Origin of the sequence: Rhizobium sp. BK650 (assembly GCF_014195325.1) — a bacterium.
Classification (GTDB): Bacteria; Pseudomonadota; Alphaproteobacteria; order Rhizobiales; family Rhizobiaceae; genus Rhizobium.
The window spans coordinates 464,358-489,100 of the sequence record NZ_JACIBK010000002.1 but is presented as its reverse complement, the minus strand read 5'-3'; the positions used below and the strand labels follow the sequence as shown (position 1 = coordinate 489,100).

Genomic DNA, 24,743 nt, shown 5'->3' with positions numbered 1-24,743 from the left:
TTCAAACGCTGACGAATAGAAGCGCTATTGACTCGCCGCTATAATCGTGGATATAATTTATCCATGATTAAGGAGGTCACTTGTGAAGCTTGGTGACGGTGTCGAACAGGCCATTCATTGCACGGCGGTACTATCAGGGCTCTCGGCTGGCGGCGTGCTTTCGGCGGCGGCCCTTGCCGAATTCCACGGTGTGTCGACCAGCTATCTGTTGAAGCACCTGCAGGCGCTTTCCGGAGCCGGCATTCTGGAGACGGTGCCGGGGCCGAAGGGCGGTTACCGGCTGGCAAAGAAACCTGACGACATTTCTTTGCTCGATATCGTGCTCGCGATCGAGGGGCCAGCGCCGGCCTTCCGCTGTTCGGAAATCCGCCAGCGAGGCCCGAACCCGCTGCCGCAGCGCTATTTCACCAAACCCTGCCAGATCACGGCCGCAATGCTGAGAGCCGAACGCGCCTATCGCGCCGAACTCGCGAGCACCAGTGTCGCCGACATCCTGGCCGAACTTTCCGCGGAGGATGATGGCGGGATCGCCGCCAGGGGATGCGCCTTCATGGAAATACACGAGAGAAAGGCGGCTCGCTGAGCCGCAACACAAACCGCAACCTCAATTCCAAACCTAAGGAGAAATATCATGCAAGCACGTTTCAACTTCGGCAAAGCCGCTCCAGATGCCTATAAAGCCGTCGTCGCACTCGAGCAGTATGTGCAGGAATCCGGACTGGATAAGCGCTTCATCCACCTGATCAAGCTTCGCGCTTCGCAGATCAACGGCTGCGCCTATTGCGTCGACATGCACTCGAAGGAAGCTCGCCATCATGGGCTTTCCGAACAGTGGATCAATCTGATGTGCGTATGGCGGGAATCGCCGGTCTACGACGCCCGCGAACGCGCGCTGCTCGGCTGGGTCGACGCCGTGACAAAGATCGCGGAAACCGGTGCGCCGGATGCCGATTACGAGGCCCTGAAGGCGCATTTCTCGGAAGAGGAAATGACCAAGATCACGGTCGCGATCGGAACGATCAATATCTGGAACCGGCTTGCTGTTGGCTTCCGCGCCCAGCATCCGATCGATGCGCCGCAGAAGGCTGCATGACAGGATATCCGCTTGAGGGAATTCATCCCGGCGACCGACCCGAGAGCTTCGGGTCGGTTGACTATGGTCACGCGTGATCCGTCGCGGCCTTGATAGCAACGGCGTCAGGCAACCTGCCCGATGGGTCGATGCCGTTGAATATATCGCGGACGACATTCGCGATTTCCTTTGCGGAAGAGCCCTTGGCGTATTCTTCCTGCATGCGGCGTCTGACAAGCTTTTCCAAATCTGACATAGCTTACCTCATCATATCCGGCGCAAGGAAAAGTGTCGCGCTCGGGGTGATCATAGGCAAGTTACGTTTTGTTTAGAACGGCTTACGGTTTTGTAACTTTACAAAGCGATGTAGCGGTCGGCGCGGTGGTTGATGGCGACGAAGAGGTTGAGCACGACGGCGCCGAGCACGGAATAGAAGACAACCGGCGGCGTGGTGACGAAGAAGGCGGCTGCCAGAACGCACATGTCGATGGCGAGCTGCACGAGGCCTGCGCGAATGCCGAAACGCTCCTGCATATAGATGCCGAGAATGCCAACGCCGCCGAGGCTGGCGCGATGGCGATAGAGCGCAAGCAAGCCGTAACCGAGCAGCAGACCGCCAAGAAGTGCCGCCCAAGCCGGGTGAATGGCTGCGATCGCCATGACCTTCGGCTGCAGGCTGGTCAGCGCCGAAGTCAGGCCGATGGCGATGAAGGTCTTGATCGTAAAGGCCATGCCGAGACGCTTCCACGAGAGATAGAAGAAGGGCAGGTTAAGCAGGAAGAAGGCAAGGCCGAAATTCACGCCGAAAGCATAGTGCAGCAAGAAGGCGATACCGGCAGTGCTGCCGGTGAGAAGGCCAGCGCTGGCAAGAACATAGAGGCCGAGCGCGGAAATGAGGCTGCCCGAGAATATGCCCTGCACGTCCTCGACCGGCGTATGGCGCGTCGCGGTGGTATTCCAGAAACCGAGGGCACTGATGAGCTGGCTCATGTCGCGATCTCCGATAGCGGCTGCTCCGGTCAGGCCGGAGGAAGAGGAAATGTACGGTTGGATGGGCGCGTGCCGCATTTTTTGAGCGGTCCGCTTTCTCGCTGAATGGCCGAATTATCAGGCTAATCAAGCTTGCGCACAAGCGAAATACGTAAGCAATGCTGACCTATTTGAAAATCGCAAGAAATATGCGTTCAGACAGTCTTGCGCGTAAGGAACAGAATGCCCGAAACCGGTTCGCCGCCATCTTTGCGAATGATAGTTTTGACGACCTCACGGATTTCGAGGCCGTGAGCAGCCGCAAGCCCTTTTACATAGGTCCCGGAGTGGGCGTAGCGCAACGATGGCGCGAGATGAAAGCCGTTTCCTTCACCGCCGTCTTCCACCGAAAACGCGAAATCGGCGCCGGGTGCGGCAAGCGCATCGACGATCGCGAAGACACTTTCGAGATTGCCGAGATACATCAGGACGTCGGCAGCTGTCACGAGGTCGGCGCGGTGCCGTTCGCCATCCGCCAAGACGCCAGAGGCCTCGGGCGACAGCGACAGGTCCGCCTGCGCCAGATGATCATAGACACCCTTTTCGGCAGCCTTTGCCAGCATGTTCTGCGAAAGATCGAAACCTTCGAGTTGTGCAACCCGAGAACGAATCTCGGGGCCAAGCAGACCTGTGCCGCAGCCGAGGTCGACGGCGCGCTGGTAGTGTCGGTCCGTCGAAGCAACGAGTGCGGCAAGCTTCTGCGGGACGGAATAATCCAGTTTCTCGACAAGCGAGGTTTCAAAGCGATCGGCATAATCGTCGAAAAGACGCTCGACATAGCGGCTCGGCGGCTGGTCCGGCGTTTCGGCGTCGCCGAGCAGGGCGAGCTTCAGGCCGGCCCCAAAAATATCCTCCGGGTCGAGCTTCAGCGTGCGGCGATAGGCGTCGACGGCGGCGTCCATCCTGCCTGCCTTTTCGCGGTAAGTGGCGAGGCGATACCAGCCTGCCGCCCAAGCGGGCGTCAGCTCCAGTGCCTGCTCCATCAGTTCGGCTGCCGCTTCCGCTTCGCCGCCCTCGTCGAGCATTTTCGCATAATCGGCGCGGCGGTCGGCGATGACGTCGCCGGAAGAAAGCTGGCTTGGTTGCATGATCGGACCCTGTGACTTCGCGGCATTTGGCGGCGGCCACAAAAAAACTCAAGTCCTATTTCAGAGGCGGTGCTGTCTTGGCGGAAAAGGCTTGCGGGCGAATCGCCGCGGCCGTATCTCAAGGCAAACAGGAGATGGCGCATGTCCGATCAGGTGAACAGGTTTCTCGGCGATTCCATTGGCCGCACGATCATCAAGCTCTTGGTGGTGTCGCTGATCGTCGGTTTCGTCATGGCCATCTTCGGGCTCACTCCCTGGGAGCTCATCTACAGCTTCCGCGATTTCGTCGTGCATCTGTGGCGGCAGGGTTTTTCGGCGCTTGGGCGCGTCGGCGACTATCTGATGCTAGGTGCCACTATCGTCATCCCGATCTTCGTCATCATCCGTCTTTTCAGCTATCGAAAATAACATGGCTCCTATCATCCTTTCACGCCGCTGCATGCTGCAGCTTTCCGGTCTCGCGGTCGTGGCCGGCATCGCCGGCTGCACAACCACCCCGAAATTTGCGACCACGCCCTCCAATGCCTCGGACGAGACAGCGTCAGCACTGCCGCTCGTCAATCAGCTTCGAGCCAAGAAGGGCCTGCCGCCGCTCAGCGTCGACCCGCATGCGAGTGCCGCCGCGATTTTCCAGGCGAAGCGCATGGCAAGTGCCGGCAGGATGGCGCATTTGATGGGTATCACCGACAGTTTCGGTGCTCGTGTGAAGGCGAGCGGCGTTGCTCTGCCGGCCGCCGAAAACATCGCGTCTGGCCAGCAGAGCGTCGACGCGGTCGTTGCCGCCTGGATCAATTCCCCCCACCATTTGGAAAATATGCTCGGACGCTATAGCGGTATCGGCGTTGCCGTTGCACATAATACGTCTTCTAAGAATCTGCCCTATTGGGCAATGGTGCTTTCCAGCTGAGGCGATCCTGCCTCGGCTATCCCGAGGCGAATATGGATACCGGCAGCAGCAGAAATACATTGGCATTCGACGTGACGCACCGGTTGGTGCTGTCGATTGCCATTCCCATGACGCTTGGCTTCATGACCACGCCACTGCTCGGCATTACCAACACCGCCGTCGTCGGCCATATGGGCGATCCGGAAGCGCTGGCGGGGTTGGCGATCGGCGCCATGCTGTTCGACCTCATCATGGGCAGCTTCAACTTCCTGCGTGCCTCGACGACGGGGCTAACGGCGCAGGCGCTTGGCCGGCGTGACGCCCATGAGCAACAGGCAGTCTTTTGGCGAGCGATCGTCTCGGCACTCGGCTGCGGCCTAGTGCTGCTCATCCTGTCGCCGCTCTTGATCTTCGTCGGACTGAAGCTGATGGGCGCGGAAGGGCGGATTGCCGAGGCGACCAGCACCTATTTCTCGATCCGGATCCTCGCAGCACCGGCAGCCCTTGCCAATTACGCACTTCTCGGCTTCGTGCTCGGCCGCGGCCAGGGGCAAATGGGGTTGCTGCTGCAGGCACTGATCAACGGTATCAATATCCTGCTTTCCATCTATCTCGGCCTGTCGCTCGACTGGGGTGTCTCGGGTGTCGCCTGGGGCACGATGGCGGGCGAGACGGCAGGGGCGCTCGCCGGTCTTTTCATCGTGCTGCGCAGCTTCGACAGAGCATATCGGCCGAACCGGACGGAGGTGTTTTCACGGAGCAAGCTTGCCGAACTCTTCGCCCTGAACCGCGACATTCTGATCCGCACCTTCGTCCTGATCGGCTCCTTTGCGATCATGACCCGCATCGGTACGAGCTTCGGCGCGATCACACTTGCGGCTAACGCCGTGCTGATGAACTTCTTCCTGCTGTCAGGCTACTATCTCGATGGCCTTGCCAATGCCGCCGAGCAGATCACCGGGCGGGCGATCGGCGCACAATACCGGCCAGCCTTCGACCGCGGCTTGAGGCTGACGACCCTGTGGTCCTTCGGGCTGGCGGCGATCATTTCCGCCTTCTTCTATTTCGCCGGCCCTGCTCTCATTTCCGGGCTGACCAGTTCGCCAGAGGTGCAGGCGGCGGCGGGGACCTATCTGCCCTGGGCGGCAGTGACGGGGCTGACCGGCGCACTTGCCTTCCTGATGGACGGCGTCTTCATCGGCGCGACATGGTCCGTCGACATGCGCAACCGCATGCTGATGTCCTTTGCAGGCTATCTTGCGATGCTTGCCGTCTTCGTGCCGCTCTTCGGGAATCATGGCCTGTGGTTGGCGATGAACGCCTTCCTGCTGTTTCGCGGCTTCTTCCTGGTGGTGCTGATCAAGCCGCGGGCGGCTCAGACGTTCCGCGCTGCCCAGTAATCGACGCTGATATCCCTGAGATCGCGGATCGATGCCACCTTCTCGCGATCCAGCAGCTTCGACAGGCCGCGCACGATCGCGCCGGGAAGGCCCGGGCCTTGATAGACCATGCAGGAATAGAGCTGGACGAGATCGGCCCCTGCTCTGACCTTTTCCAGCGCCGTTTCGGCTGAGGAGACGCCGCCGACGCCAACGATCGGAAGGGCTGAACCGACACGCTTGCGCATCTTGGCAAGCACGATCGTCGACTTCTCGAAGAGCGGTGCGCCGGAAAGGCCGCCCGCCTCCTTCGCCTGAATCTGATCCTTCAGACCGTCACGCGAAAGCGTGGTGTTGGAAACGATGAGACCGTCGAGCGCATGCGAGAGCGCCTCGGCGGCGATGTCATCCATGCCCTCTTCGGTCAGATCGGGGGCGATCTTGAGGAAGACCGGGATTTTCCGGCCGGCCTTCTCTGCTTCCTCGTCACGCGCCGCCAGCACGGCGGTCAGCAGGGTCGCGAGACTTTCGCGCGCCTGCAGATCGCGCAGACCCGGCGTGTTGGGCGAGGAAATATTGGCGGTGAAATAGCGGGCAACCGAATAGAAGCGACGGATGCCGGCAACATAATCGGCGATACGCTCCTCGCTGTCCTTGTTGGCGCCGATATTGACGCCGACGATGCCGGCGCGACCGATCTGCGAGAGGCGGCGGAAGGCCGCTTCATGGCCTTCATTGTTGAAGCCGAGGCGGTTGATGACGCCTTCATCCTCCACCAGGCGGAAGATGCGCGGGCGCGGATTGCCGGACTGTGGCTTCGGCGTGACGGTGCCGATCTCGGTGAAACCGAAGCCGAGCTTCAGCAGGGCTTCCGGCACTTCGGCATTCTTGTCATAGCCCGCAGCCATGCCGAGCGGATTGGGAAAGTCGAGGCCGGCAACGGTCTGGCGCAGGCGCGGATCCGGCGCGATGCGGCAGGCGGGTACGACACCTGACTTCAGTGCCGCAATTGACATGCCGTGCGCGGTTTCGGGATCGAAGAGGAAGAGGCCACGGCGGGCGATACGTTTGAAAGGATCGATCACGGTACAAGCTCCGGGAAGCTATGAAGGCCGGCATCATCGAGCGGCAGGGCGGCCTCCCAGAGGACAGCCGAAAGCGACAGTGCGGCATAAAGATGCGGGAAGAGCGCACCGCCGCGCGAGGCTTCGAAGACCAACTTGTCACCGAAACCGCGCCCATCAATGGCGACGAGGACAAGGCCGGTCTGACCGGCAAAATGCAAGGCCGCCGTCTGCTTGACCTGCTCTGCCGTCGAGAAATGGATAAAGCCGTCCTTGATATCGATGCCGGCGCCATGAAAAACGCCGGTTTGTCTAGCTTCCTGCCAGAGCGCCTCCGGCACGATCTTGTAAAGGGTCGGTGTCGCGGTCATGATGATCTCGTTGGTTGGCCTGTTAGGAGGGCTTTGCCCCAAAGAGACGGCGATGTCCACGCCTCGGGCACAAAAACGGACGGTATCTCGCTTTGCGGAGGATGAGACAATGAAGGCATTTGCAATCCTGCTTTCTGCCGGTCTTCTGCCGCTTGCGGCGCTGGCGGCGGAGCCCGATGCGGCACGTTTTCAACTGGAGCGCAGCGGCGATCATTTCGTGCGCCTCGACCGGCAGACAGGCGCCATGTCGCTCTGCACCGAAAAGGATGGTGCTTTGGTCTGCCGCATGGCGGCCGACGAACGCGCCGCCTACGAGGACGAACTCGACCGGCTTGCCGACCGTGTCAGCGCGCTGGAGAAGAATACCGCCGCCCGTCCCGCCTTACCGACGGATGCGGAAATCGACCGCTCGATCGGCATCATGGAGCGGATGATGCGCAGTTTCATGGGAATTGTGCGGGAATTCCGAGCGGAGGGCGAGGCCAATCCCCTTCCGCAGCGGAGTTGATCTGGTTATATTCATATGAGTAGAGAGTCATGTTCGTGCAGGGGAGCCGGACAGGGCTGACGGGATCGAGCTCTTGGGAGGGAGTTTTCGATGCAACAAACCATTATCATTGCTGACGACCACCCGCTTTTCCGCGACGCGCTGCGCCAGGCGGTGCTCGGCATGGAAGGAACGCAGGCAATCGTCGAGGCCGGAGATTTTGCAGCGGCAAGAACGGCAGCGGGTGACCACCCGGATGCCGACCTGATGCTGCTTGACCTCGCTATGCCCGGTGTCAGCGGCTTTTCGGGATTGATGGCCCTGCGCTCGGAATTCGTGAGCCTGCCGATCGTCATCATTTCGGCGACCGACGATTCGTCAACGGTCCGCCGGGCGCTGGAACTTGGCGCCTCCGGCTTCATCTCTAAATCCTCAGGTATCGACGATATCCGCCGCAGCATCCAGACGGTGCTGGCGGGCGATATTGCAACGCCTGAGAGCTATCGCGGCGGGCAGGAGCAGGACCCCGATGTCGCCGACCTCATTCACCGGCTGCATACGCTGACACCGCAGCAGAGTCGTGTGCTGACCATGCTCGGCGAAGGGCTGCTGAACAAGCAGATCGCCTATGAGCTCGGCGTTTCCGAGGCGACGATCAAGGCGCATGTCTCGGCGATCCTCCTGAAGCTCGACGTCGACAGCCGCACGCAGGCGGTCATCCAGCTTGGCAAGATCAACATGGCGATGGTCGCCTGAGCCTGCGGAATCGATTTTCGGGCCGATGATGTAAATCTAGAAAGTTAGAGCGTCCTTGTGCGTCCGAATGGATGCACGGCGCTCTAAAGAGACAGGATTTTATTCCTCATTTGCGCTTTACTCGGGAAAATGCCTCGGCTAATCTGCCGGCGATAGAAAGCGGCCGGACGGACCGCGGAACCGGACGCATATGCTGTCACATGATCAGATCTGGGGAGCGATTGACAGGCTTGCCGAAGGGCATGACCTGACGCCGTCTGGTCTTGCGCGGCGGGCGGGGCTTGATCCGACCTCCTTCAACAAATCCAAGCGGCTCTCGGCAGACGGGCGCCTGCGCTGGCCGTCGACGGAATCCATCGCCAAGGTGCTGGAGGCGACGGGCGCAAGCATGGAACAGTTCCTCGGCTTCATGCGGCCGGTAGGTGCTGCCGCCACCAGCCTGCCGGAGGGTATTTTTGCCTCGCAGCGGAGTTCAATTCCACTGCTCGGCTTTGCGCAGGCGGGCGCCGGCGGCTTTTTCGACGATGGCGGCTTTCCTGCGGGCCAGGGCTGGGATGTGGTGGAATTTCCGGCCGGCCCCTCGCAGAAGGCCGGTGTCTATGCGCTTGAGGTGCAGGGCGAAAGCATGATGCCGCTTTATCGCGACGGCGATGTGCTGATCGTTGAGCCTGGCGCTCAGGTGCGCCGCAACGACCGCGTCGTCGTCAAGACGCGTGAGGGTGAGGTCATGGCCAAGGTGCTCCTGCGCCAAAGCCCACGCTCCATCGAACTTTTGTCGCTTAATCCCGAACATCCTAACCGGACGATCGAGCTTTCAGACGTCGAATGGATTGCCCGTATCATCTGGGCCAGCCAATAGGAAAATAATCATGCGCCCTGCAGCCTTTATCACAGGTATCGCGGGGGTAGCGGTGGTGGTCGGCCTGCTTTTGGCAGGACAAGCGCGGCTCAACGGAAGCGAAAGCCCGTCATCTGACGCTAATGCCGGAAACGCCGTCGCGGCGGCGCCCGATATGGCAGAACCGCCTGCACCGCTCACGGACGAAGATGCTGAACTGATCGCACGGGCAACGGCGCCTGCGCCGGCAGAGGGAACGGCGGCTCGATCCGAAAATGCTGCAGGCCCTCTTTCCGAAAAGGCACCAGCGGATGCAGGTGCGGTTGCGCCGGCTGAGGCGTCATCAGCTGCGCCCGTCGGAAAGGGCAGCGTGGAACTGCTGCGGCCGGCGGTGGAGAGCGCCGGCATTCTCTCCTTCGGCAAGCGCAGGCTGCAGATTGCCAATGTCATCGAGACGCCTGCCGACAAGAGCTGTGGTTCGGGCGGCAAGCAGTGGCCGTGCGGCATGATGGCGAAAACTGCACTGCGGCTCTACCTGCGCAACCGCACGATCGATTGCGACCTGCCTTCCGATGCGTGGGAGGATATGGCAAAGGCTGCCTGCCGGCTGGGGCAGCAGGATATCGGCACATGGCTGGTTGAAAACGGCTGGGTGGAGGCGCAGCCGGGCTCGCCGCTTGCCGCTGCCGGCGAAAAGGCAAAACAGGCAAAACAAGGCATTCACGGCGAGGATCCGCGCCGCAGACCGGCGTCTACGCGCCGGCCCGAAGCGGCCGCTCCCTTGTAATTGAGACCGCCAATTCCTAATCTCCGCTCATCGAAGAGGGAATCAGACATGAACAAGCCGCTTTCCGCCCATGACGCGCTGATCTATGTGATGGTGATGGCATCCGCCGTCGACAGCACTATGAACGACCGGGAAATGGAAAGGATTGGCCAGCTCATCGGATTCCTGCCGGTGTTTCGCGATTTCGACGACGACAATCTGATTTCCATCGCCCGCGACTGCGCCTCGCTGCTGGCCGGACCGGAAGGACTGGACGTGGTGCTGGAGACCGTTCGCGACACATTGCCTGCCCGCCTCTACGACACGGCCTATGCGCTGGCGGTCGAAGTCGCCTCGGCCGACCTTTCCGTCAAGGCGGAAGAATTGCGGCTGCTCAGCCTGCTGCGCGATCGTCTCGGACTCGACAAGCTGACCTGTGCGGCCATCGAGCGCAGCGCGATTGCCCGTTTCCGCAAGGGCTGAGGTTTCAGCTTTTCTTTACGCAATTCCGGACGCAGAACCGTTAGGCACTTTTGCTGGATTTGCTAGTAGAGCCCGTTAGGGAAATAACGCAGATAGATTTCCTGTAGGCGACCGTTGCGCGAGAGTGTTGCCAGCGCGTGGTCGATCGCTGCCGTCAGCACGCTGTCGTTCTGGCGCAGCATGATTGTCATGCCCTCGCCCAGGAAATGCTCGGACATATAGGGGCCGTCGAATAAGGCGCAGCATTTGCCGGAAGCCGGCGAAGCTACCCAGAAGGAAAGTTGCAACGCGTCTGCAAAGGCGGCATCGACCTTGCGTTCCTTCAAGGCCGTCAGCAGCGCGTCCTTGGTATCGAAGGACTGAGCCTTGATGGCGGGGAAGAAGGCCGCCAGCATTGCCTCGTGCACAGTACCTTTGACGACACCGACGGAATGGCCGGCGAGGCCAGCAGCCGTCGTTCCGGTCACGGACGCGCTCACGTTGCGGACGAAGCGGGCCGGCAGCATCAAATAGGGGCGGGAGAAGAGGAATTCGCGGCGCAGCTCGGGCGTGACGGCAAGGCCGGCGATGACCGCATCACCCTGCGAGCCGGCAAGCGCCTTCTGCAGGTCGGCAAAGGGCAGCGCCTGAATCTGGCATTTGTCGGCAATCTCAAGCTCGCTGCAGATCTCGCGGGCGAGATCGACGTTGAAGCCTGCGAGCTTGCCGTTCTGATCGGTGAAATTGAAGGGCGGGAAATCCACCGAAGTCAGGAAGCGCAAGCGCACGAGCGAGGAGAGATCAGGCTTTGCCAGGCGCTCGCGAGAATCGAAAAGCAACGGCAGGGACGGACCTGCCTGCTGAGCAAAAACGGAAAAGGCCGACAGCAGTACAACCGAAAACAGGCAGAGGATGAACATTCCTCCGGGAGCCGGAAACGCCGGTTTAGATCGCACCATTATAACCTGCCTCGGGATTGAGAGCGGCGCTCGGCCACAGCCGAGATGTAACAGAATCATATCTATCGGGGAATACGGTATGGTGGAGTGGTAGATGGCTACCGAACGGAATACCATCCATGCCGCCGGCCTTGGCACTTTCAGAAGACGCGGCTTTGCGCCGGCCACAGAGACTTCCGCATAAGTTGCATTTTTTTGGCGCCCGGCACGAACGGCAACCGCGCCCCCAAAATTCATGGGCAATCGCCGGGCCGTTAGCGCGGAATTAAGCAATATCCCGTCTTATTTGACGCGACGACATCGGCCTCACCGGCCGACTGCATGACGCGCATGTCGAGCCTCTTAGGGTATCCCACTGGCGCAAATACCAAAGAATTGTTCTGCAACAAATGATTTCAAAAGCACCGGGTTTGCAACACGCCCGGGCAATCGGGTGAGCTCATGCTGAAACATCTGAAAATCCGCACAAAAATCATATCGGTCGTGGCGCTGCTGGGGCTGATCACGATAGCCGGACTGATCTATGTCATCTCCGAATTTCGTCGCGCGGACGTCGCCTACAGCGCCTTCATCGATCATGAGGCGCTGGCTTCGATGCAGAGCGCGCGCGCCAGCGCTTCAGTCGTCGCCTCGGTGCTGCAGGTGAGCCTGCTTGCCGACATGAAGCCCGATACGCCGGCATTCCAGACGGCGCTTGCCACACCGAGCAAGCTGCCGCAGGCACGCGACCGCATGAACCAGGCGTTGGCGCTTGTGCCCAGCCGCAAGGCGGCGATCGAAGAAATCCTGGTTGCCATTGATGAAATCGAAGCCCTGGCGAACAAGATCGTCGACCAGAGCAAAGCTAAAGACAGCACCGGCGCACTGGCGAATGTCGGCCTGATCAATGCCAAGCTCAACGCGCTGACGCCGAAGATGATCGCCAACAACGATGCGATGATGGCGATGCTCAATGACGGCGGCGACGCTCTTTCGGCTTCCGTCAACGAACGCATCAACCTCTGCTTCGCATTGATCGGCCTGGCCGTCGTCGGTGCCATCGGTCTCAGCATCGTCGTCGCCCAGATCGGCATCACCAGCCCTATGGCAAAGCTGCGCGAGCGCATGACGAGTCTCGCCGAGGGTGACACGGACAGTGACATCGCCGGGCTCGACCGTCACGACGAAATCGGCAAGATGGCGGAGGCCGTCTCCGTCTTCCGTGACAACGCAATCGCGCGCGTGCAGCTCGAAGCCCGCGCCGAAGCCGATCGCAGCCTCAGCGACAGCGAGCGCCGCGAACGCGAAGCGCAGAAGGCCGCCGAAGCCGCCGATCTCGAACGTGCGGTCAATGCGCTCGGCGACGGCCTGCGCAGGCTCTCGGCCGGCGACCTCGTCTCGCATATCGACACGCCCTTCGTCGCGCATCTCGATGCACTGCGCCAGGACTTCAACAATTCGGTCGAGAAGCTCAACGAGACCATGCACACGGTCGGCTCGAATGCGCGGGCGATCGGCGCCGGCGCCAACGAGATCCGGTCGTCTGCCGACGAGCTTTCGAAGCGTACCGAACAGCAGGCAGCCTCCGTCGAAGAGACGGCAGCAGCGCTTGAAGAGATCACGACGACAGTGAAAGACGCAGCAAAGCGCGCCGAAGAGGCAAGCCAACTCGTTGCCCGTACTCGTCTTGGTGCAGAGAAATCCGGTGACATCGTCCGTAAGGCGGTCGCTGCTATGCATCAGATCGAGCAGTCTTCCGTCGAGATTGGCAATATCATCGGCGTCATCGACGATATCGCCTTCCAGACGAACCTCTTGGCGCTCAACGCCGGCGTTGAAGCTGCGCGCGCCGGTGAAGCCGGCAAGGGCTTTGCTGTCGTGGCGCAGGAAGTGCGTGAGCTTGCCCAGCGCTCTGCAAACGCCGCCAAGGAGATCAAGGCGCTGATCACCACATCAGGCACGCATGTGCAAACCGGCGTCTCGTTGGTGGGCGAAACGGGCAAAGCGCTCGATGCGATCGTCCACGAGGTGCAGGAAATCAACCAGCACGTCCACGCGATCGCCGAAGCTGCGCGCGAGCAGTCGATTGGACTGCAGGAGATCAACACCGCCGTCAATACGATGGATCAGAGCACGCAGCAGAATGCAGCCATGGTCGAGGAATCGACGGCGGCAAGCCACGGCCTTGCCACGGAGGCGACGGCGCTCAACAACCTGCTCGGCCAGTTCCGCCTGACGGGCACCGGCGGCTTCGTTGCCGCCGCGCCGATCCCGACGGCGCCGGCCGGGCAGCGCACTGCCTCACGCCCAGCCGCCAGAGCCCCGGTTCGCGTTGCCGAAAGCACCGCACGCCCGAAGGCTTCCCCGGCCCGCGCACTTGGCCAGAAGCTCGCCAGCGCCTTTGGCGCGAGCAATGCCGCCGCCCCGTCCAGCAGCCAGGAAGCGGACTGGACGGAATTCTGAGCTCGAGATCGAAGTGAGTGACAAATGGGCGGCTTCGGCCGCCCATTCTCGTTTCGAGCCCTATTCAGACTGGCGGACGCCAGCCAATCTCGACAAGAATATTGCCGGGGGCCGTGCAGTAGAACAGCCAACCGCCGCGGATGGCGGCCGGCGGTCCCGAGAGGACGGCGTCATCTGCCACCAAGCGGCCATAGAGCCGGTCGACGTCAGATCTTTCGGAAAGAATGAAGCCGATATGATAGGTCTGCTTTTGCAGTTCGACCTGATCGGCACCGCCGAATTTCGGGTGCGGGCGACTCAAGACGATCTCGGCGCCCTCACCGTCATGAAGGATCGCCCGACCGATCCGCTCGTTCATCTCCTGCAATGACAGGCCAAAATAACGCAGGAAGAAATCGGCCGTGGCGGCGATATCGGGGACGTAGAAATCAAAATGGTTCAAGCGCATGAAAGTCTCCTTCGAAAATGAAATCCCGGAGGAGTGCGTTCCTATACGCTCCGCATGCCGCCGGGACCCCGCATTCGCATGCGGGCCACGTCGCGGGTTCTCGTGTGAAACACGGAGCAGAGCTTCCCATGATGGGAGGGACCGGGCTTACCTTATCCGGTCCTGCCTTTTTCGACAGTGCCGATTTAGCAGATCGCACCACGAGTGGCAAACGCAGGTCAATCGAGCGGCATCGTGACGCCGGCGGCCTCTACAGAAAGCTGGTGACGAGATCAGATCGAAGTGATCGCTCCGTTTCCATCGTGAGCTTTCCGCGAATTGCGGTACAATGCCACCGTGCAGCGGAAGGAAAGGCTCTGGACATGAAACTTATTGCACTTGGCCTCTTTGGCGCGCTGACGCTCGCCGGCTGCACGACTGTCGAATATACCGGGCCCGGCATCGAGCCCATCCCCGGCAGCATCACCTATAATGGCCAGCCGCGCACGAAACTGACGAAATCGCCTGTCGGCTCGACTTTCCCGCATGATTTCATCGATCAGTATGGCCGCCAGGTCGAGGAGATCTATATCATCCGCCCGGATCGCACGCTGGCAATCGCTCATCGCCGGTACCGGCCGATCAATATTTTCGGAAGAGATTGAGAGGTAGCTGGAGCGGGTGAAGGGAATCGAACCCTCGTATTCAGCTTGGGAAGCTGCTGCTCTACCATTGAGCTACACCCGCCAACCACTTGAGACTTCCAACAGATGGCCGTCGCTGTCAAGTCGCGGCATCACCGCATATCAGATGCGGAAATGCTTCGAGAGCTTCAGGCCCTGGGCCTGATAGTTGGAACCGAGGCCTGAGCCGTAGAGGCTCGACGGTTGCTCCTGCATGTGCTCATAGATCAGGCGGCCGACGATCTGGCCGTCTTCGAGGATGAAGGGGACTTCGTGGCTGCGCACTTCAAGCACCGCGCGGCTGCCGCGCCCGCCGGCCGGGGCATGGCCGAAGCCAGGGTCGAAGAAGCCGGCGTAGTGGACGCGGAATTCGCCGACCAGCGGATCGAAGGGCGTCATTTCGGCCGCGTAGTCGGGCGGGACATGCACCGCCTCGCGTGAGACGAGGATGTAGAACTCATCCGGATCGAGAATCAGCTCGTTGCGGCCGCGGCTGTAGAGCGGCTCCCAGAAATCGTAGATATCGTGCTGATCCTTCTTGTCGACATCGACGACGGCGGTGTGGTGCTTGCCGCGATAGCCGATCAGGCCATCCTTGTCGCCCGTCAGATCGATGGACAATGCGATGCCGCCGCCGGAGATATTCGGCTGCTTGGCAGCGACCAGCGTTTCCGCTTCGTGCAGCTTCAGAAGATCCGGTTCGCTGAGAACCGAATGGCCGACGCGGAAGCGGATCTGCGACAGGCGAGAGCCGCGGCGCACGACGATCGGGAAGGTGCGCGGGCTGATTTCGAGATAAAGCGGGCCGGAATAGCCCGCCGGGATCTTGTCGAATTCCTGTGCATAGTCAGTGATGACACGCGTGAAAATATCGAGGCGGCCGGTCGAGCTCTTCGGATTGGCCGAGGCCGACATATCGGCCGGCAAGTCGAGATGCTCCATCAGCGGCACGATGTAGACGCAGCCGGTTTCCAGCACCGCGCCTTCGCCGAGATCGATGACATGCAGGCTCAGCCGGTCGAGCTTGTCGGAAACGAGATGGGACGGGCCCGGCATGAAGCTGGCGCGCACACGGAAAGCCTTGGCGCCCAGCCGCAGGTCCAGGCTTGCGGGCTGGATCTGATCGCGATCGAGCTCACGTTCGCTTTGAAGACGCCCCGTTTCAAACAGCGCTGCTATCGCGCGGTCGGCCAGAATTCCAGTGTCGCGAGCCATCATGCTCCATCCATAATTTGCTGCCGACAAAACCAAAGTCGGGGAATTGACGCAAGCGCAGAACGGCAGTATTGCAATTTTATCCCGTGGTGATTTGGCCGGTCGGCTTGCAGCCACGTTAAACAAGTGGCTAAAAAGACCGGGTTGAAACCGGTCTGCATTTGCGGCCGGTTTTTTTGTTGTTTGAAAGTGGTGATGGCATGAGCAAGACTTGGCGCCCGGCAACCCAACTCGTCCACGGTGGTACGCTGCGCTCGCAATATGGCGAGACTTCGGAAGCAATCTATCTCACGCAGGGCTTCGTCTACGATACTTCAGAAGCAGCGGAAGCGCGCTTCAAGGGCGAAACGGACGGGTTTATCTACGCGCGCTACGGCAGCCCCACCAATGACATGTTCGAAAAGCGCATGTGCATGCTGGAAGGCGCCGAAGATGCCCGCGCCACCGCCTCCGGCATGGCCGCTGTTACCGCTGCCATCCTCTGCCAGTTGAAGGCCGGCGATCATATCGTTGCAGCGCGTGCGCTCTTCGGCTCCTGCCGCTGGGTGGTCGAAACGCTGGCGCCGAAATACGGCATCGACTGCACGCTGGTTGACGGCCGCTATCTGGAGAACTGGGAAAGGGCTGTTACACCGAAGACCAAGGTCTTCTTCCTGGAAAGCCCGACCAACCCCACGCTGGAAGTCGTCGATATCTCGGGTGTCGCCAAGCTCGCCAATCAGATCGGCGCAAAGGTCGTCGTCGACAATGTGTTTGCGACGCCGCTCTTCCAGAAGCCGCTGGAGCTCGGCGCCCATATCGTCGTCTATTCCGCGACTAAGCATATCGACGGCCAGGGCCGCTGCCTCGGCGGCGTGGTGCTGTCGGACAAGGAATGGATCGACGAGAACCTGCACGACTATTTCCGCCATACCGGCCCGGCCATGTCGCCGTTCAATGCCTGGACGCTCCTGAAGGGCATCGAGACGCTGCCGCTGCGCGTCAAGCAGCAGACGCAGAATGCCGCAAAGATCGCCGATTTCCTCGCCGATCAAGGCAAGGTCGCCAAGGTCATCTATCCCGGCCGCAAGGATCATCCGCAGGCCGATATCATCGCCAAGCAGATGTCGGGCGGCTCCACCCTCGTGTGCTTCGAACTGAAGGGCGGCAAGGAAGCGGCCTTCGCTCTGCAGAATGCGCTCGAGATCGTGAATATCTCCAACAATCTCGGCGACTCCAAGAGCCTGATCACTCATCCGGCTACGACGACGCACAAGAACCTGACGGACGAGGCCCGCGCCGAACTCGGCATTTCGCCGGGAACCGTCCGTTTCTCGGCCGGCATCGAAGACACGGATGATCTCGTCGAGGATTTTGCCCGCGCGCTGTCGAAGGTTTCGGCCTGATCTTCTCCAGTATCGGCTCTGAAGATCGGGATCGATTTTCGAGCCGATGCGTGCGCTTCAAGTGTAGAGCGGGAGGGATCATCCCGCGACCGTGGCATTTGCCTTGAAATTAACACCGAGAGTTAGGCTTAATGAACGAAAGGCCGCCCAGCCGGGAGTGGCAGGGCGGTGATCACTGTACCATTTCTTGACGGATGGGGCCTCTTATAAGATACGGGTAACTTATCTTGACTAAGGTGTAAGGCATGTATCGCGCCCTCACACGAGACATCGAAGTGGTTGTCGAACCCTTTTATCTGGAGGAGCAATCCGATCCGGACGACGACCGCTATGTCTGGGGGTATCGTGTGGTCATCAGCAACAATTCCAAGATCGCCGTACGTCTCGTCAACCGCTACTGGAACATTACCGACCAGAACGGGCAGATCGACGAGGTCAGCGGCCCCGGCGTCGTGGGCGAGCAGCCGCGGCTGCAGCCGGGCGACACTTACGAATATTCTTCCGGTTGCCCGCTCGATACGCCATCCGGCCTGATGTTCGGGCATTACCAGATGGAGACGGACGAAGGCGAGCTGTTCGATGTCGACATACCCGCCTTCTCGCTGGATTCCCCCGGCCTGCTCAGAGTGCTGAACTGATCACTCCGCCGGTGCTACCTCATGCACCGGGAAGCGATAGGTCGTGGAGCAGAACTCGCAGGTAACCGAGATCTCCCCGTTTTCTTGGCTCGCCTCGATCTCCTCGGCGCTGAAGCCCTTCAGCACGCCACCGATCTTTTCGCGCGAACAGCTGCAGCGGTCGAAGACGGCGCGCGGATCGTAGACGCGCACACCGCGCTCGTGGAAAAGGCGGAAAAGCAGGCGTTCCGTTCCGACCTGCGGATCGGTCAGTTCGTCCGCATCTACGGTTTCGACGAGCGAGCGGGCTTCGGTCCAGGCATCGTCCTCGACATTGGCGCGGGTCTCCGTATCGCCATCACCGCCATGAAGGTCGGGCTGGCGCATGCGCTCCGGCGCTTCCGGCAGGAACTGGGCGACGAGGCCCCCTGCCCGCCAGCGATGACGCGGCTTGCCATTCTCATCGCGATCAAAAAGCTCGGCGGCTGCGAGGCGCACGCGCGTCGGGATCTGTTCCGACTGGCGGAAATAGACGCCGGCAATGTCTTCGAGCGAGGTACCATCGAGCGCGACAATGCCCTGATAGGGCTGGCTGAACTTGCCCTGATCGATGGTGAAGGCCAGTATACCCTTGCCGAGAAGCTGCTCGGGCTCGGTTTCGCCTGCCGCGATCGCCTTATCGAGCAGCCCCCGGTCGAAACGGGCATAGGCCCGGACATTTTCCGGTGTCGAGAAATCGGCAACCAGGAGATCGACAGGACCGTCGCTCTTGGTCTGGACCGTGAATTTGCCCTCGAATTTCAGCGAAGTGCCGAGCAGCACCGTGAGCACCACCACTTCCGCCAGAAGGCGGGCGACGGGTGCCGGATAGTGATGGCGCTCGAGGATAGAATCCAGCATCGGGCCGAGCTGGACGGCGCGACCGCGCACATCCAGCCCTTCCACCTGGAAGGGGACGACATGATCATCGCCGGCGAAATCGAACTCGCCGAGGGCGGCGGCAGCTTCTGCCATGGCTTTCACTCCTGTTCTGTCAGAGCAGCCGGCTAGCGCACCGGCTGCTTGCGCAGCCGCGAGTTTTGAACTCGCGACATCCGATTATGGTTCAGATCGCGCCCAGGCACCAAGCAAGAATCGACTTCTGCGCATGAAGACGGTTTTCCGCTTCATCGAAGACCACGGATTGCGGGCCGTCGATCACCTCATCCGTCACCTCCTCACCGCGATGAGCGGGAAGGCAGTGCATGAACAATGCGTCTTTGCCGGCCTGCGCCATCAAATGCGCGTTGACCTGATAAGGCTGGAAGACATTGTGACCGCGGGCCCGATGTTCCTGATTCATGGAGACCCAGGTATCGGTCACCACACAATCGACGCCGGCGACCGCACGGTCAGCATCATGGTAAAGCATGATTTCGGCGCCCTCATTGCGGGCCCAGTTCAGATAGTGATCCTTAGGCTCGGAACCAAGGGGTACGGCCATGTTCATACGATAGCCGAAACGGGCAGCCCCCTCCACCAGCGAATGCAACACGTTGTTGCCGTCGCCCGTCCAGGCGATCGTCTTTCCCTTGATCGGGCCGCGATGCTCTTCGAAGGTCATGATATCGGCCATGATCTGGCAGGGATGGGTGTCGTCCGTCAGCGCGTTGATGACGGGTACGGTCGCGTGTTCGGCGAGTTCCAGCATACGGCTGTGCTCGGTCGTGCGGATCATGATCGCATCGACATAACGCGACAGAACCTTCGCCGTATCACCGATCGTCTCGGCGCGGCCGAGCTGCATTTCGGTGCCCGACAGGAACAAAGTCTCGCCGCCGAGCTGGCGCATGCCGACATCGAAGGAGACACGGGTTCGGGTGGACGGCTTTTCGAAGATCATGGCAAGCATCTTGCCGGCGAGCGGCTTGTCCGCGGTGCCGGCCTTGAATGCCTGCTTTCGCAGCTTGGCATCGTCCATGATGGTTCTGAGGTCGGATGCGGTGACTGCGGAGAGATCGAGGAAATGTTTCGGGGAAGCCATTGTTCTTTACCTGCTACGCCCGCCAGCGGGCGGGGCAATATTCTATCAAGCGCTCTTCTTTACCTTGGCGGCACGGATGCTTTCGGCAGCGCGTTCGAGGCGGGAAAGACCCTCGCGCGCCTCCTCGGCGGTTACGACCAGCGGCGGCAGCAGGCGGATAACGTTGTCGCCTGCGGGGATCGCCAGAAGGTGTGCTGCGCGGATTTCCTTCAGCAGTTCAGCCGATGGAATGGCAGCCTTGATGCCGAGCAGCAGGCCTTCGCCCCTGATATCTTCGATCACATCGGGATAACGATCCTTGAGCGAGGCAAGGCCCTGGCGGAAGACGAGGGCGACATCGCGGACATGCTGCAGGAAGCCTTCAGCCAGGATGACGTCGAGGACCGCGTTACCGACAGCCATGGCCAGCGGGTTGCCGCCATAGGTGGAGCCATGCGTGCCGGCCTTCATGCCCGAGGCGGCTTCTGCCGTTGCAAGGCAGGCGCCAAGCGGGAAGCCGCCGCCGATACCCTTGGCAACCGCCATGATATCGGGCGTTATACCCGACCATTCATGGGCGAAGAGTTTGCCGGTACGGCCGACGCCGGTCTGGACTTCGTCGAGGATGAGGAGCAGGCCGTGCTCATCGCAAAGCTGACGGAGCGCCTTCATGAATTCTGATGTCGCCGGGCGGACGCCGCCCTCACCCTGCACCGGCTCGATGAGAATGCCGGCCGTCTTGTCGGTAATCGCGGCACGCACGGCCTCGACATCGCCGAAGGGCACCTGGTCGAAACCAGGGGTCTTCGGGCCGAAACCTTCGAGATACTTCTCCTGGCCGCCGGCGGCGATCGTCGCCAGCGTGCGGCCATGGAAGGCGCCTTCGAAGGTAATGATGTGGAAGCGCTCCGGATGGCCCTTGGAGAACTGGTAGCGGCGCGCCGTCTTGATAGCGCACTCAAGAGCCTCGGCGCCGGAATTGGTGAAGAACACCTTGTCGGCGAAAGTGGCTTCGGTCAGACGATTGGCAAGCTTTTCCTGGCCGGGGATCTCATAGACGTTGGACAGGTGCCAGACCTTGTCAGCCTGATCCTTGAGGGCCGCTACGACATGCGGGTTGCCGTGACCCACCGACGTGACGGCAACGCCTGCGCCAAAATCCAGATATCGCTCGCCGGTTTCGGTGATCAGCCAGACGCCTTCACCTCGCTCGAACCGCAATGGGGCACGAGAATAGGTGTCATAAAGCGGCGAGGCTTCAGCCATGGCGCGATCTCCTGATCAGATTCTGAGGCACCGGACTCCGGCTAAGAAAACCAGGTCCGAAAAATTAAAAATGCCGCCTTTCGGCGGCCTGGAGCACTATTTACTTTTCGCACTGCAATGTCAACAAAACTGAGGATTTAGCGCATGCGTCAAGCCTGTAATCGGCTTTACAGGTCTATCAACAGCTAATGTTGCAGAAATGACTCTCCCGGGAAGCAAGTTGGGGAAAACTACGAATTCGGATTCATCGGATTCCTGCGACTCTTGTCACAGAGTCAGCCTCACACTAGGTTAAAGTTCAATTACTAGACTGCATGCGGCGGAACTAGTCACCAAAATTGATCAGGCGTTTCTTGCTTCGGAGACCTCCGAGGCAACGGTGAGGGATTCTGCCATCACCAACGCGAAAGGTGGAGACAGGGCAATGAACTGGACAGACGAGCGTGTCGAGAAGCTCAAGAAGCTTTGGTCGGAGGGGCTGAGCGCCAGCCAAATCGCTGCGCAGCTTGGCGGAGTGAGCAGAAACGCTGTTATCGGCAAGGTTCACCGGCTCAGTCTTCCCGGTCGCGCCAAGGCCGGCGGCACGGCAACCGCGGCGCGCGCACCGAAGCGCACGACTTCGGCGCCCCGTGCCCCGAATTATGCATCTCGTATCGCTACTCGCACCGTGGCACGCCAGCAGGGCGCAACGATGCTGAAGGAAGAGATCGAGATCGAAACCGCCGAGGAAATGGAATACGTGCCGGCCAAGAATGTGGTCGTGCCGATCTCCCGCCGCCTCGGCCTGACGGAGCTGACGGAGCGCACCTGCAAGTGGCCGGTCGGCGATCCGCTGAAGGACGACTTCTACTTCTGCGGCTGCGACTCGTCGGACTCGTCGCCCTACTGCAGCTACCACCAGCGCCTCGCCTACCAGCCGGTGAGCGAACGTCGCAAGGCTGTCCGGGTCGCCTGATCCGCGCTTTTCATAATATGCAGCATTCCGTTGCCCCTCCTCGCCGACGCGAGGAGGGGCAATATTTTTAGCCGGCATAACAGCTTGCTTGAGAACGTCTTGCCCGAGCGAGCTAAGCAAATTGAAGCTTGCCGATCAGTTACGCAAACGGGCCGCCCGGCAAGCGAGCGACCCGTCTGGACCTCCGATCACTCGGATTAAGCTTCCATGGAATATCCGGCGCCGCGGACGGTGCGGATGACATCCTGCATGTTGGAAAAGTTCAGCGCCTTGCGGAGGCGACCGACATGGACGTCGACGGTACGTTCGTCCACATAGATATCGTGGCCCCAGACGCCGTCGAGAAGCTGCGAGCGGGAGAAGACCCTGCCGGGCGACGACATCAGGAATTCCAGCAGACGGAACTCGGTCGGGCCGAGGCGGACTTCGCGGCTCTTGCGGTGGACGCGATGGGTTTCGCGATCGAGCTCGATATCGCCGCATTTCAGAACGGTGGAGAGTACCTCCGGGCGGGCGCGGCGCAGCATCGCCTTGACGCGGGCGACGAGTTCCGGCGTGGAGAAGGGCTTGACGACGTAGTCGTCTGCGCCGGTCGAGAGACCGCGAACGCGCTCGCTCTCTTCGCCGCGCGCCGTCAGCATGATGATCGGCAGGCGCTCGGTCTCCGGCCGCATGCGCAGCCTGCGGCAGAGCTCGATGCCAGAAACGCCCGGCAACATCCAGTCCAGGATGAGCAGGTCCGGCGTGCGCTCCTGAAGCCGGATTTCGGCCTCGTCGCCACGCAGAATCGTATCCACCTCGAAACCTTCGGCTTCGAGATTGTAGCGGAGAAGCACGCTCAGCGCCTCTTCATCTTCAACAACTGCAACTCTTGGGATCATGCGTGTCAGTCTCCTAATGCATGATCCTTAAACCGGGGGTGATTTAGGCAGGGGATCATGCAGGAATTCGGAATTGGCTGCACCTTGCGCGCCCGGCGCGGGCGCGCATGCAATGGGCCGGTCCGGATTACTCCGTCACGGCGCCGACGGTGTTGGAACTGTCGTCCTTCGGACGCTCGCCCTCCGGCTGGGCGCCGGTCGCCATATAGTAGATGGTCTCGGCGATATTGGTCGCATGGTCGCCGATGCGCTCGATGTTCTTGGCGCAGAAGAGAAGATGGGTGCAGCTCGTGATGTTGCGCGGATCCTCCATCATGTAGGTCAGGAGCTCGCGGAACAGCGAGGTGTACATCGCGTCGATCTCGTCGTCTCGCTCGCGGATGGACTTGGCCTTGTCGGCAGACCGGTTGGTGTAGACGTCGAGCACTTCCTTGAGCTGGACGAGCGCCAGTTCGGACAGATGCTCAAGACCACGGGCGAGCTTGCGCGGAACGCCGGTGCTTTGGACGGCGATGACGCGCTTTGCGGTGTTCTTGCCGAGATCGCCGACGCGCTCGAGGTCGGCGGCGATGCGGATCGAGCCCATGATCTCGCGAAGGTCGGCGGCCATCGGCTGACGGCGGGCGATCGTGACGATCGCCTTGTCGTTGATCTCGCGTTCGGCGTGATCGAGGATCACGTCGTCGGAAATGACCTTCTGGGCGAGCGCGGTGTCACCATTGACCAGCGCGCGGACGGCGTCGGCGCCCATCTGTTCGGCAAGGCCGCCCATCTCGGAAATGCGCCGGGACAGGAATTTCAGATCGTCGTCATAGGCGGAAAAAATATGTGTCGATGCCATGGGGCTTTGTCCTTGCAAAACGGGAAAGTTCACAACGCCAAAATCAGCCGAACCGGCCCATGATATAATCCTGGGTGCGCGGATCGTCGGGATTGGTGAACATCTTGTCGGTATCGTTTTCCTCGACAAGGTTGCCGAGATGGAACATGGCGGTGCGCTGCGAGACGCGGGCGGCCTGCTGCATGGAATGCGTCACGATGACGATCGTGTAGTTTTCACGCAGTTCGTGGATCAGCTCTTCGACCTTGGCGGTCGCGATCGGGTCGAGGGCCGAGCACGGCTCGTCCATCAGGATGACTTCCGGGCTGACGGCAACGGCGCGCGCAATACACAGACGCTGCTGCTGACCGCCGGAAAGGCCGGTGCCGGATTCATGCACACGATCCTTGACCTCGTTCCAGAGGCCGGCGCGCTGCAGGCTCGACTCGACGATCTGGTCGAGGTCTGCCTTCGACTTGGCCAGGCCGTGGATACGCGGTCCGTAGGAGACGTTCTCGTAGATCGACTTCGGGAACGGGTTCGGCTTCTGGAAGACCATGCCGACGCGGGCGCGCAGTTCCACGACGTCGATATCGGGATCGTAGATGTCATCGCCGTCGAGCGTGATCTTGCCGGTGACGCGGCAGCCGTCGATCGTATCGTTCATGCGGTTCAGGGAACGCAGGAAGGTGGACTTGCCGCAGCCGGACGGACCGATGAGCGCGGTCACGGTGTTTTCGCGGATGTTCAGATTGACATCGAAAAGCGCGCGCTTCTCGCCGTAATAAACGGAGACGTCCTGACCGATCATCTTAAACGGGACATTGCTCATTTTCTGGTCCAGCGCTTTCTCGACTGCTGCTTCCGTCAACATATTCATGATCTCTACTCCG

Annotated in this window: 29 protein-coding genes, 1 tRNA gene and 1 riboswitch; of the genes, 15 read left to right on the top strand and 15 right to left on the bottom strand. The window is 60.8% G+C overall.

Annotation, left to right across the window (positions count from 1 at the left end; all coding sequences use genetic code 11):
* Positions 1 to 82 precede the first annotated feature (82 nt).
* Positions 83 to 583, top strand: a complete 501-nt coding sequence (locus tag FHX15_RS06740) for an Rrf2 family transcriptional regulator (RefSeq protein ID WP_184394823.1) — start codon at positions 83 to 85, stop codon at positions 581 to 583.
* Positions 584 to 631: 48 nt separating this feature from the next.
* A complete protein-coding gene (locus tag FHX15_RS06735) occupies positions 632 to 1,093 on the top strand; it encodes a carboxymuconolactone decarboxylase family protein (RefSeq protein ID WP_184394821.1) in 462 nt (153 codons plus the stop codon).
* Positions 1,094 to 1,160: 67 nt separating this feature from the next.
* Here FHX15_RS06735 and FHX15_RS06730 read toward each other — a convergent pair whose 3' ends face one another.
* The 3 genes from FHX15_RS06730 to FHX15_RS06720 form a co-directional block, all read right to left on the bottom strand.
* Positions 1,161 to 1,328 carry a hypothetical protein gene (locus FHX15_RS06730; RefSeq protein WP_184395377.1) on the bottom strand — a complete coding sequence of 56 codons (168 nt, stop codon included), beginning with the start codon at positions 1,326 to 1,328 and terminating at the stop codon, positions 1,161 to 1,163.
* Positions 1,329 to 1,426: 98 nt separating this feature from the next.
* Positions 1,427 to 2,062, bottom strand: coding sequence for a YitT family protein (locus FHX15_RS06725; protein ID WP_184394819.1), 636 nt, complete (start codon positions 2,060 to 2,062; stop codon positions 1,427 to 1,429).
* 194 nt (positions 2,063 to 2,256) lie between these two features.
* Positions 2,257 to 3,189 carry a class I SAM-dependent methyltransferase gene (locus FHX15_RS06720; RefSeq protein WP_184394817.1) on the bottom strand — a complete coding sequence of 311 codons (933 nt, stop codon included), beginning with the start codon at positions 3,187 to 3,189 and terminating at the stop codon, positions 2,257 to 2,259.
* Between the two features lie 141 nt (positions 3,190 to 3,330).
* On the opposite strand from FHX15_RS06720, the gene FHX15_RS06715 reads away from it, so the two are divergent.
* The 3 genes from FHX15_RS06715 to FHX15_RS06705 are packed head-to-tail and all read left to right on the top strand — an operon-like array spanning position 3,331 to position 5,475.
* A complete protein-coding gene (locus FHX15_RS06715) occupies positions 3,331 to 3,597 on the top strand; it encodes a DUF6460 domain-containing protein (RefSeq protein ID WP_184394815.1) in 267 nt (88 codons plus the stop codon).
* 1 nt (position 3,598) lies between these two features.
* Positions 3,599 to 4,096 carry a CAP domain-containing protein gene (locus FHX15_RS06710; RefSeq protein ID WP_184394813.1) on the top strand — a complete coding sequence of 166 codons (498 nt, stop codon included), beginning with the start codon at positions 3,599 to 3,601 and terminating at the stop codon, positions 4,094 to 4,096.
* A 32-nt stretch (positions 4,097 to 4,128) separates the two neighbouring features.
* Positions 4,129 to 5,475 carry an MATE family efflux transporter gene (locus FHX15_RS06705; RefSeq protein WP_184394811.1) on the top strand — a complete coding sequence of 449 codons (1,347 nt, stop codon included), beginning with the start codon at positions 4,129 to 4,131 and terminating at the stop codon, positions 5,473 to 5,475.
* Here the strand turns inward: FHX15_RS06705 and FHX15_RS06700 are convergent.
* Positions 5,451 to 6,539, bottom strand: coding sequence for a quinone-dependent dihydroorotate dehydrogenase (locus tag FHX15_RS06700; protein WP_184394809.1), 1,089 nt, complete (start codon positions 6,537 to 6,539; stop codon positions 5,451 to 5,453). The two genes, FHX15_RS06705 and FHX15_RS06700, sit on opposite strands and share 25 nt — an antisense overlap.
* On the bottom strand, positions 6,536 to 6,889 hold the full coding sequence (locus FHX15_RS06695) for a DUF952 domain-containing protein (protein ID WP_184394807.1): 354 nt from the start codon (positions 6,887 to 6,889) through the stop codon (positions 6,536 to 6,538). Before FHX15_RS06695 ends, FHX15_RS06700 begins: the two co-directional genes overlap by 4 nt.
* A gap of 109 nt (positions 6,890 to 6,998) precedes the next feature.
* Here FHX15_RS06695 and FHX15_RS06690 point away from each other — a divergent pair, with 109 nt between their 5' ends.
* From FHX15_RS06690 to FHX15_RS06670, 5 genes are all read left to right on the top strand, one after another.
* The gene (locus tag FHX15_RS06690) at positions 6,999 to 7,397 is read left to right on the top strand and encodes a hypothetical protein (RefSeq protein ID WP_184394805.1); all 399 of its coding nucleotides are present in this window, start codon (positions 6,999 to 7,001) and stop codon (positions 7,395 to 7,397) included.
* 90 nt (positions 7,398 to 7,487) lie between these two features.
* Entirely contained in the window at positions 7,488 to 8,132 is a 645-nt protein-coding gene (locus FHX15_RS06685; protein ID WP_184394802.1) for a response regulator, read from the top strand.
* Positions 8,133 to 8,322: 190 nt separating this feature from the next.
* Positions 8,323 to 8,991 (top strand): helix-turn-helix transcriptional regulator, encoded by a 669-nt coding sequence (locus FHX15_RS06680; protein ID WP_184394800.1) that lies wholly within the window; start codon positions 8,323 to 8,325, stop codon positions 8,989 to 8,991.
* Between the two features lie 10 nt (positions 8,992 to 9,001).
* Positions 9,002 to 9,757 carry a thermonuclease family protein gene (locus tag FHX15_RS06675; RefSeq protein WP_184394798.1) on the top strand — a complete coding sequence of 252 codons (756 nt, stop codon included), beginning with the start codon at positions 9,002 to 9,004 and terminating at the stop codon, positions 9,755 to 9,757.
* 48 nt (positions 9,758 to 9,805) lie between these two features.
* Positions 9,806 to 10,219: a tellurite resistance TerB family protein gene (locus FHX15_RS06670; protein WP_007821246.1), complete on the top strand. Its 414-nt coding sequence runs from the start codon at positions 9,806 to 9,808 to the stop codon at positions 10,217 to 10,219.
* Positions 10,220 to 10,281: 62 nt separating this feature from the next.
* Here the strand turns inward: FHX15_RS06670 and FHX15_RS06665 are convergent, their stop codons facing one another.
* Entirely contained in the window at positions 10,282 to 11,157 is an 876-nt protein-coding gene (locus FHX15_RS06665; protein ID WP_184394796.1) for a transporter substrate-binding domain-containing protein, read from the bottom strand.
* 441 nt (positions 11,158 to 11,598) lie between these two features.
* On the opposite strand from FHX15_RS06665, the gene FHX15_RS06660 reads away from it, so the two are divergent.
* Positions 11,599 to 13,599, top strand: a complete 2,001-nt coding sequence (locus tag FHX15_RS06660; protein ID WP_184394794.1) for a methyl-accepting chemotaxis protein — start codon at positions 11,599 to 11,601, stop codon at positions 13,597 to 13,599.
* A 64-nt stretch (positions 13,600 to 13,663) separates the two neighbouring features.
* Here the strand turns inward: FHX15_RS06660 and FHX15_RS06655 are convergent, their stop codons facing one another.
* Positions 13,664 to 14,047 (bottom strand): VOC family protein, encoded by a 384-nt coding sequence (locus tag FHX15_RS06655; RefSeq protein ID WP_184394792.1) that lies wholly within the window; start codon positions 14,045 to 14,047, stop codon positions 13,664 to 13,666.
* Between the two features lie 362 nt (positions 14,048 to 14,409).
* Between FHX15_RS06655 and FHX15_RS06650 the strand changes: the two genes are divergently transcribed.
* A complete protein-coding gene (locus FHX15_RS06650) occupies positions 14,410 to 14,691 on the top strand; it encodes a hypothetical protein (RefSeq protein ID WP_184394790.1) in 282 nt (93 codons plus the stop codon).
* Between the two features lie 8 nt (positions 14,692 to 14,699).
* Here FHX15_RS06650 and FHX15_RS06645 read toward each other — a convergent pair.
* Both FHX15_RS06645 and FHX15_RS06640 read right to left on the bottom strand, forming a co-directional pair.
* Positions 14,700 to 14,773: transfer RNA gene (locus tag FHX15_RS06645), tRNA-Gly, on the bottom strand.
* A gap of 59 nt (positions 14,774 to 14,832) precedes the next feature.
* Positions 14,833 to 15,927: a 2'-deoxycytidine 5'-triphosphate deaminase gene (locus FHX15_RS06640; protein ID WP_184394788.1), complete on the bottom strand. Its 1,095-nt coding sequence runs from the start codon at positions 15,925 to 15,927 to the stop codon at positions 14,833 to 14,835.
* Between the two features lie 73 nt (positions 15,928 to 16,000).
* Positions 16,001 to 16,079: riboswitch (SAM riboswitch) on the top strand.
* A 45-nt stretch (positions 16,080 to 16,124) separates the two neighbouring features.
* Here FHX15_RS06640 and FHX15_RS06635 point away from each other — a divergent pair.
* Positions 16,125 to 17,309, top strand: a complete 1,185-nt coding sequence (locus FHX15_RS06635; RefSeq protein WP_184394786.1) for an O-succinylhomoserine sulfhydrylase — start codon at positions 16,125 to 16,127, stop codon at positions 17,307 to 17,309.
* Positions 17,310 to 17,554: 245 nt separating this feature from the next.
* Entirely contained in the window at positions 17,555 to 17,947 is a 393-nt protein-coding gene (gene apaG, locus FHX15_RS06630) for a Co2+/Mg2+ efflux protein ApaG (protein WP_184394784.1), read from the top strand.
* On the opposite strand, the gene FHX15_RS06625 is transcribed toward apaG, so the two are convergent.
* From FHX15_RS06625 to FHX15_RS06615, 3 genes are all read right to left on the bottom strand, one after another.
* On the bottom strand, positions 17,948 to 18,940 hold the full coding sequence (locus tag FHX15_RS06625; RefSeq protein WP_184394782.1) for an Hsp33 family molecular chaperone: 993 nt from the start codon (positions 18,938 to 18,940) through the stop codon (positions 17,948 to 17,950).
* 91 nt (positions 18,941 to 19,031) lie between these two features.
* The gene (argF, locus tag FHX15_RS06620; protein ID WP_184394780.1) at positions 19,032 to 19,949 is read right to left on the bottom strand and encodes an ornithine carbamoyltransferase; all 918 of its coding nucleotides are present in this window, start codon (positions 19,947 to 19,949) and stop codon (positions 19,032 to 19,034) included.
* Positions 19,950 to 19,994: 45 nt separating this feature from the next.
* The gene (locus FHX15_RS06615) at positions 19,995 to 21,194 is read right to left on the bottom strand and encodes an aspartate aminotransferase family protein (protein WP_184394778.1); all 1,200 of its coding nucleotides are present in this window, start codon (positions 21,192 to 21,194) and stop codon (positions 19,995 to 19,997) included.
* A gap of 424 nt (positions 21,195 to 21,618) precedes the next feature.
* Here FHX15_RS06615 and FHX15_RS06610 point away from each other — a divergent pair, with 424 nt between their 5' ends.
* Complete coding sequence (locus FHX15_RS06610; RefSeq protein WP_184394776.1) at positions 21,619 to 22,149, top strand: GcrA family cell cycle regulator; 531 nt, start codon at positions 21,619 to 21,621, stop codon at positions 22,147 to 22,149.
* A gap of 197 nt (positions 22,150 to 22,346) precedes the next feature.
* Here the strand turns inward: FHX15_RS06610 and phoB are convergent, their stop codons facing one another.
* The 3 genes from phoB to pstB form a co-directional block, all read right to left on the bottom strand.
* Positions 22,347 to 23,030 carry a phosphate regulon transcriptional regulator PhoB gene (gene phoB, locus FHX15_RS06605; protein ID WP_003570612.1) on the bottom strand — a complete coding sequence of 228 codons (684 nt, stop codon included), beginning with the start codon at positions 23,028 to 23,030 and terminating at the stop codon, positions 22,347 to 22,349.
* A 127-nt stretch (positions 23,031 to 23,157) separates the two neighbouring features.
* A complete protein-coding gene (phoU, locus tag FHX15_RS06600; protein ID WP_184394774.1) occupies positions 23,158 to 23,871 on the bottom strand; it encodes a phosphate signaling complex protein PhoU in 714 nt (237 codons plus the stop codon).
* A 43-nt stretch (positions 23,872 to 23,914) separates the two neighbouring features.
* On the bottom strand, positions 23,915 to 24,730 hold the full coding sequence (gene pstB / locus FHX15_RS06595; RefSeq protein ID WP_184394772.1) for a phosphate ABC transporter ATP-binding protein PstB: 816 nt from the start codon (positions 24,728 to 24,730) through the stop codon (positions 23,915 to 23,917).
* Positions 24,731 to 24,743: the final 13 nt, after the last annotated feature.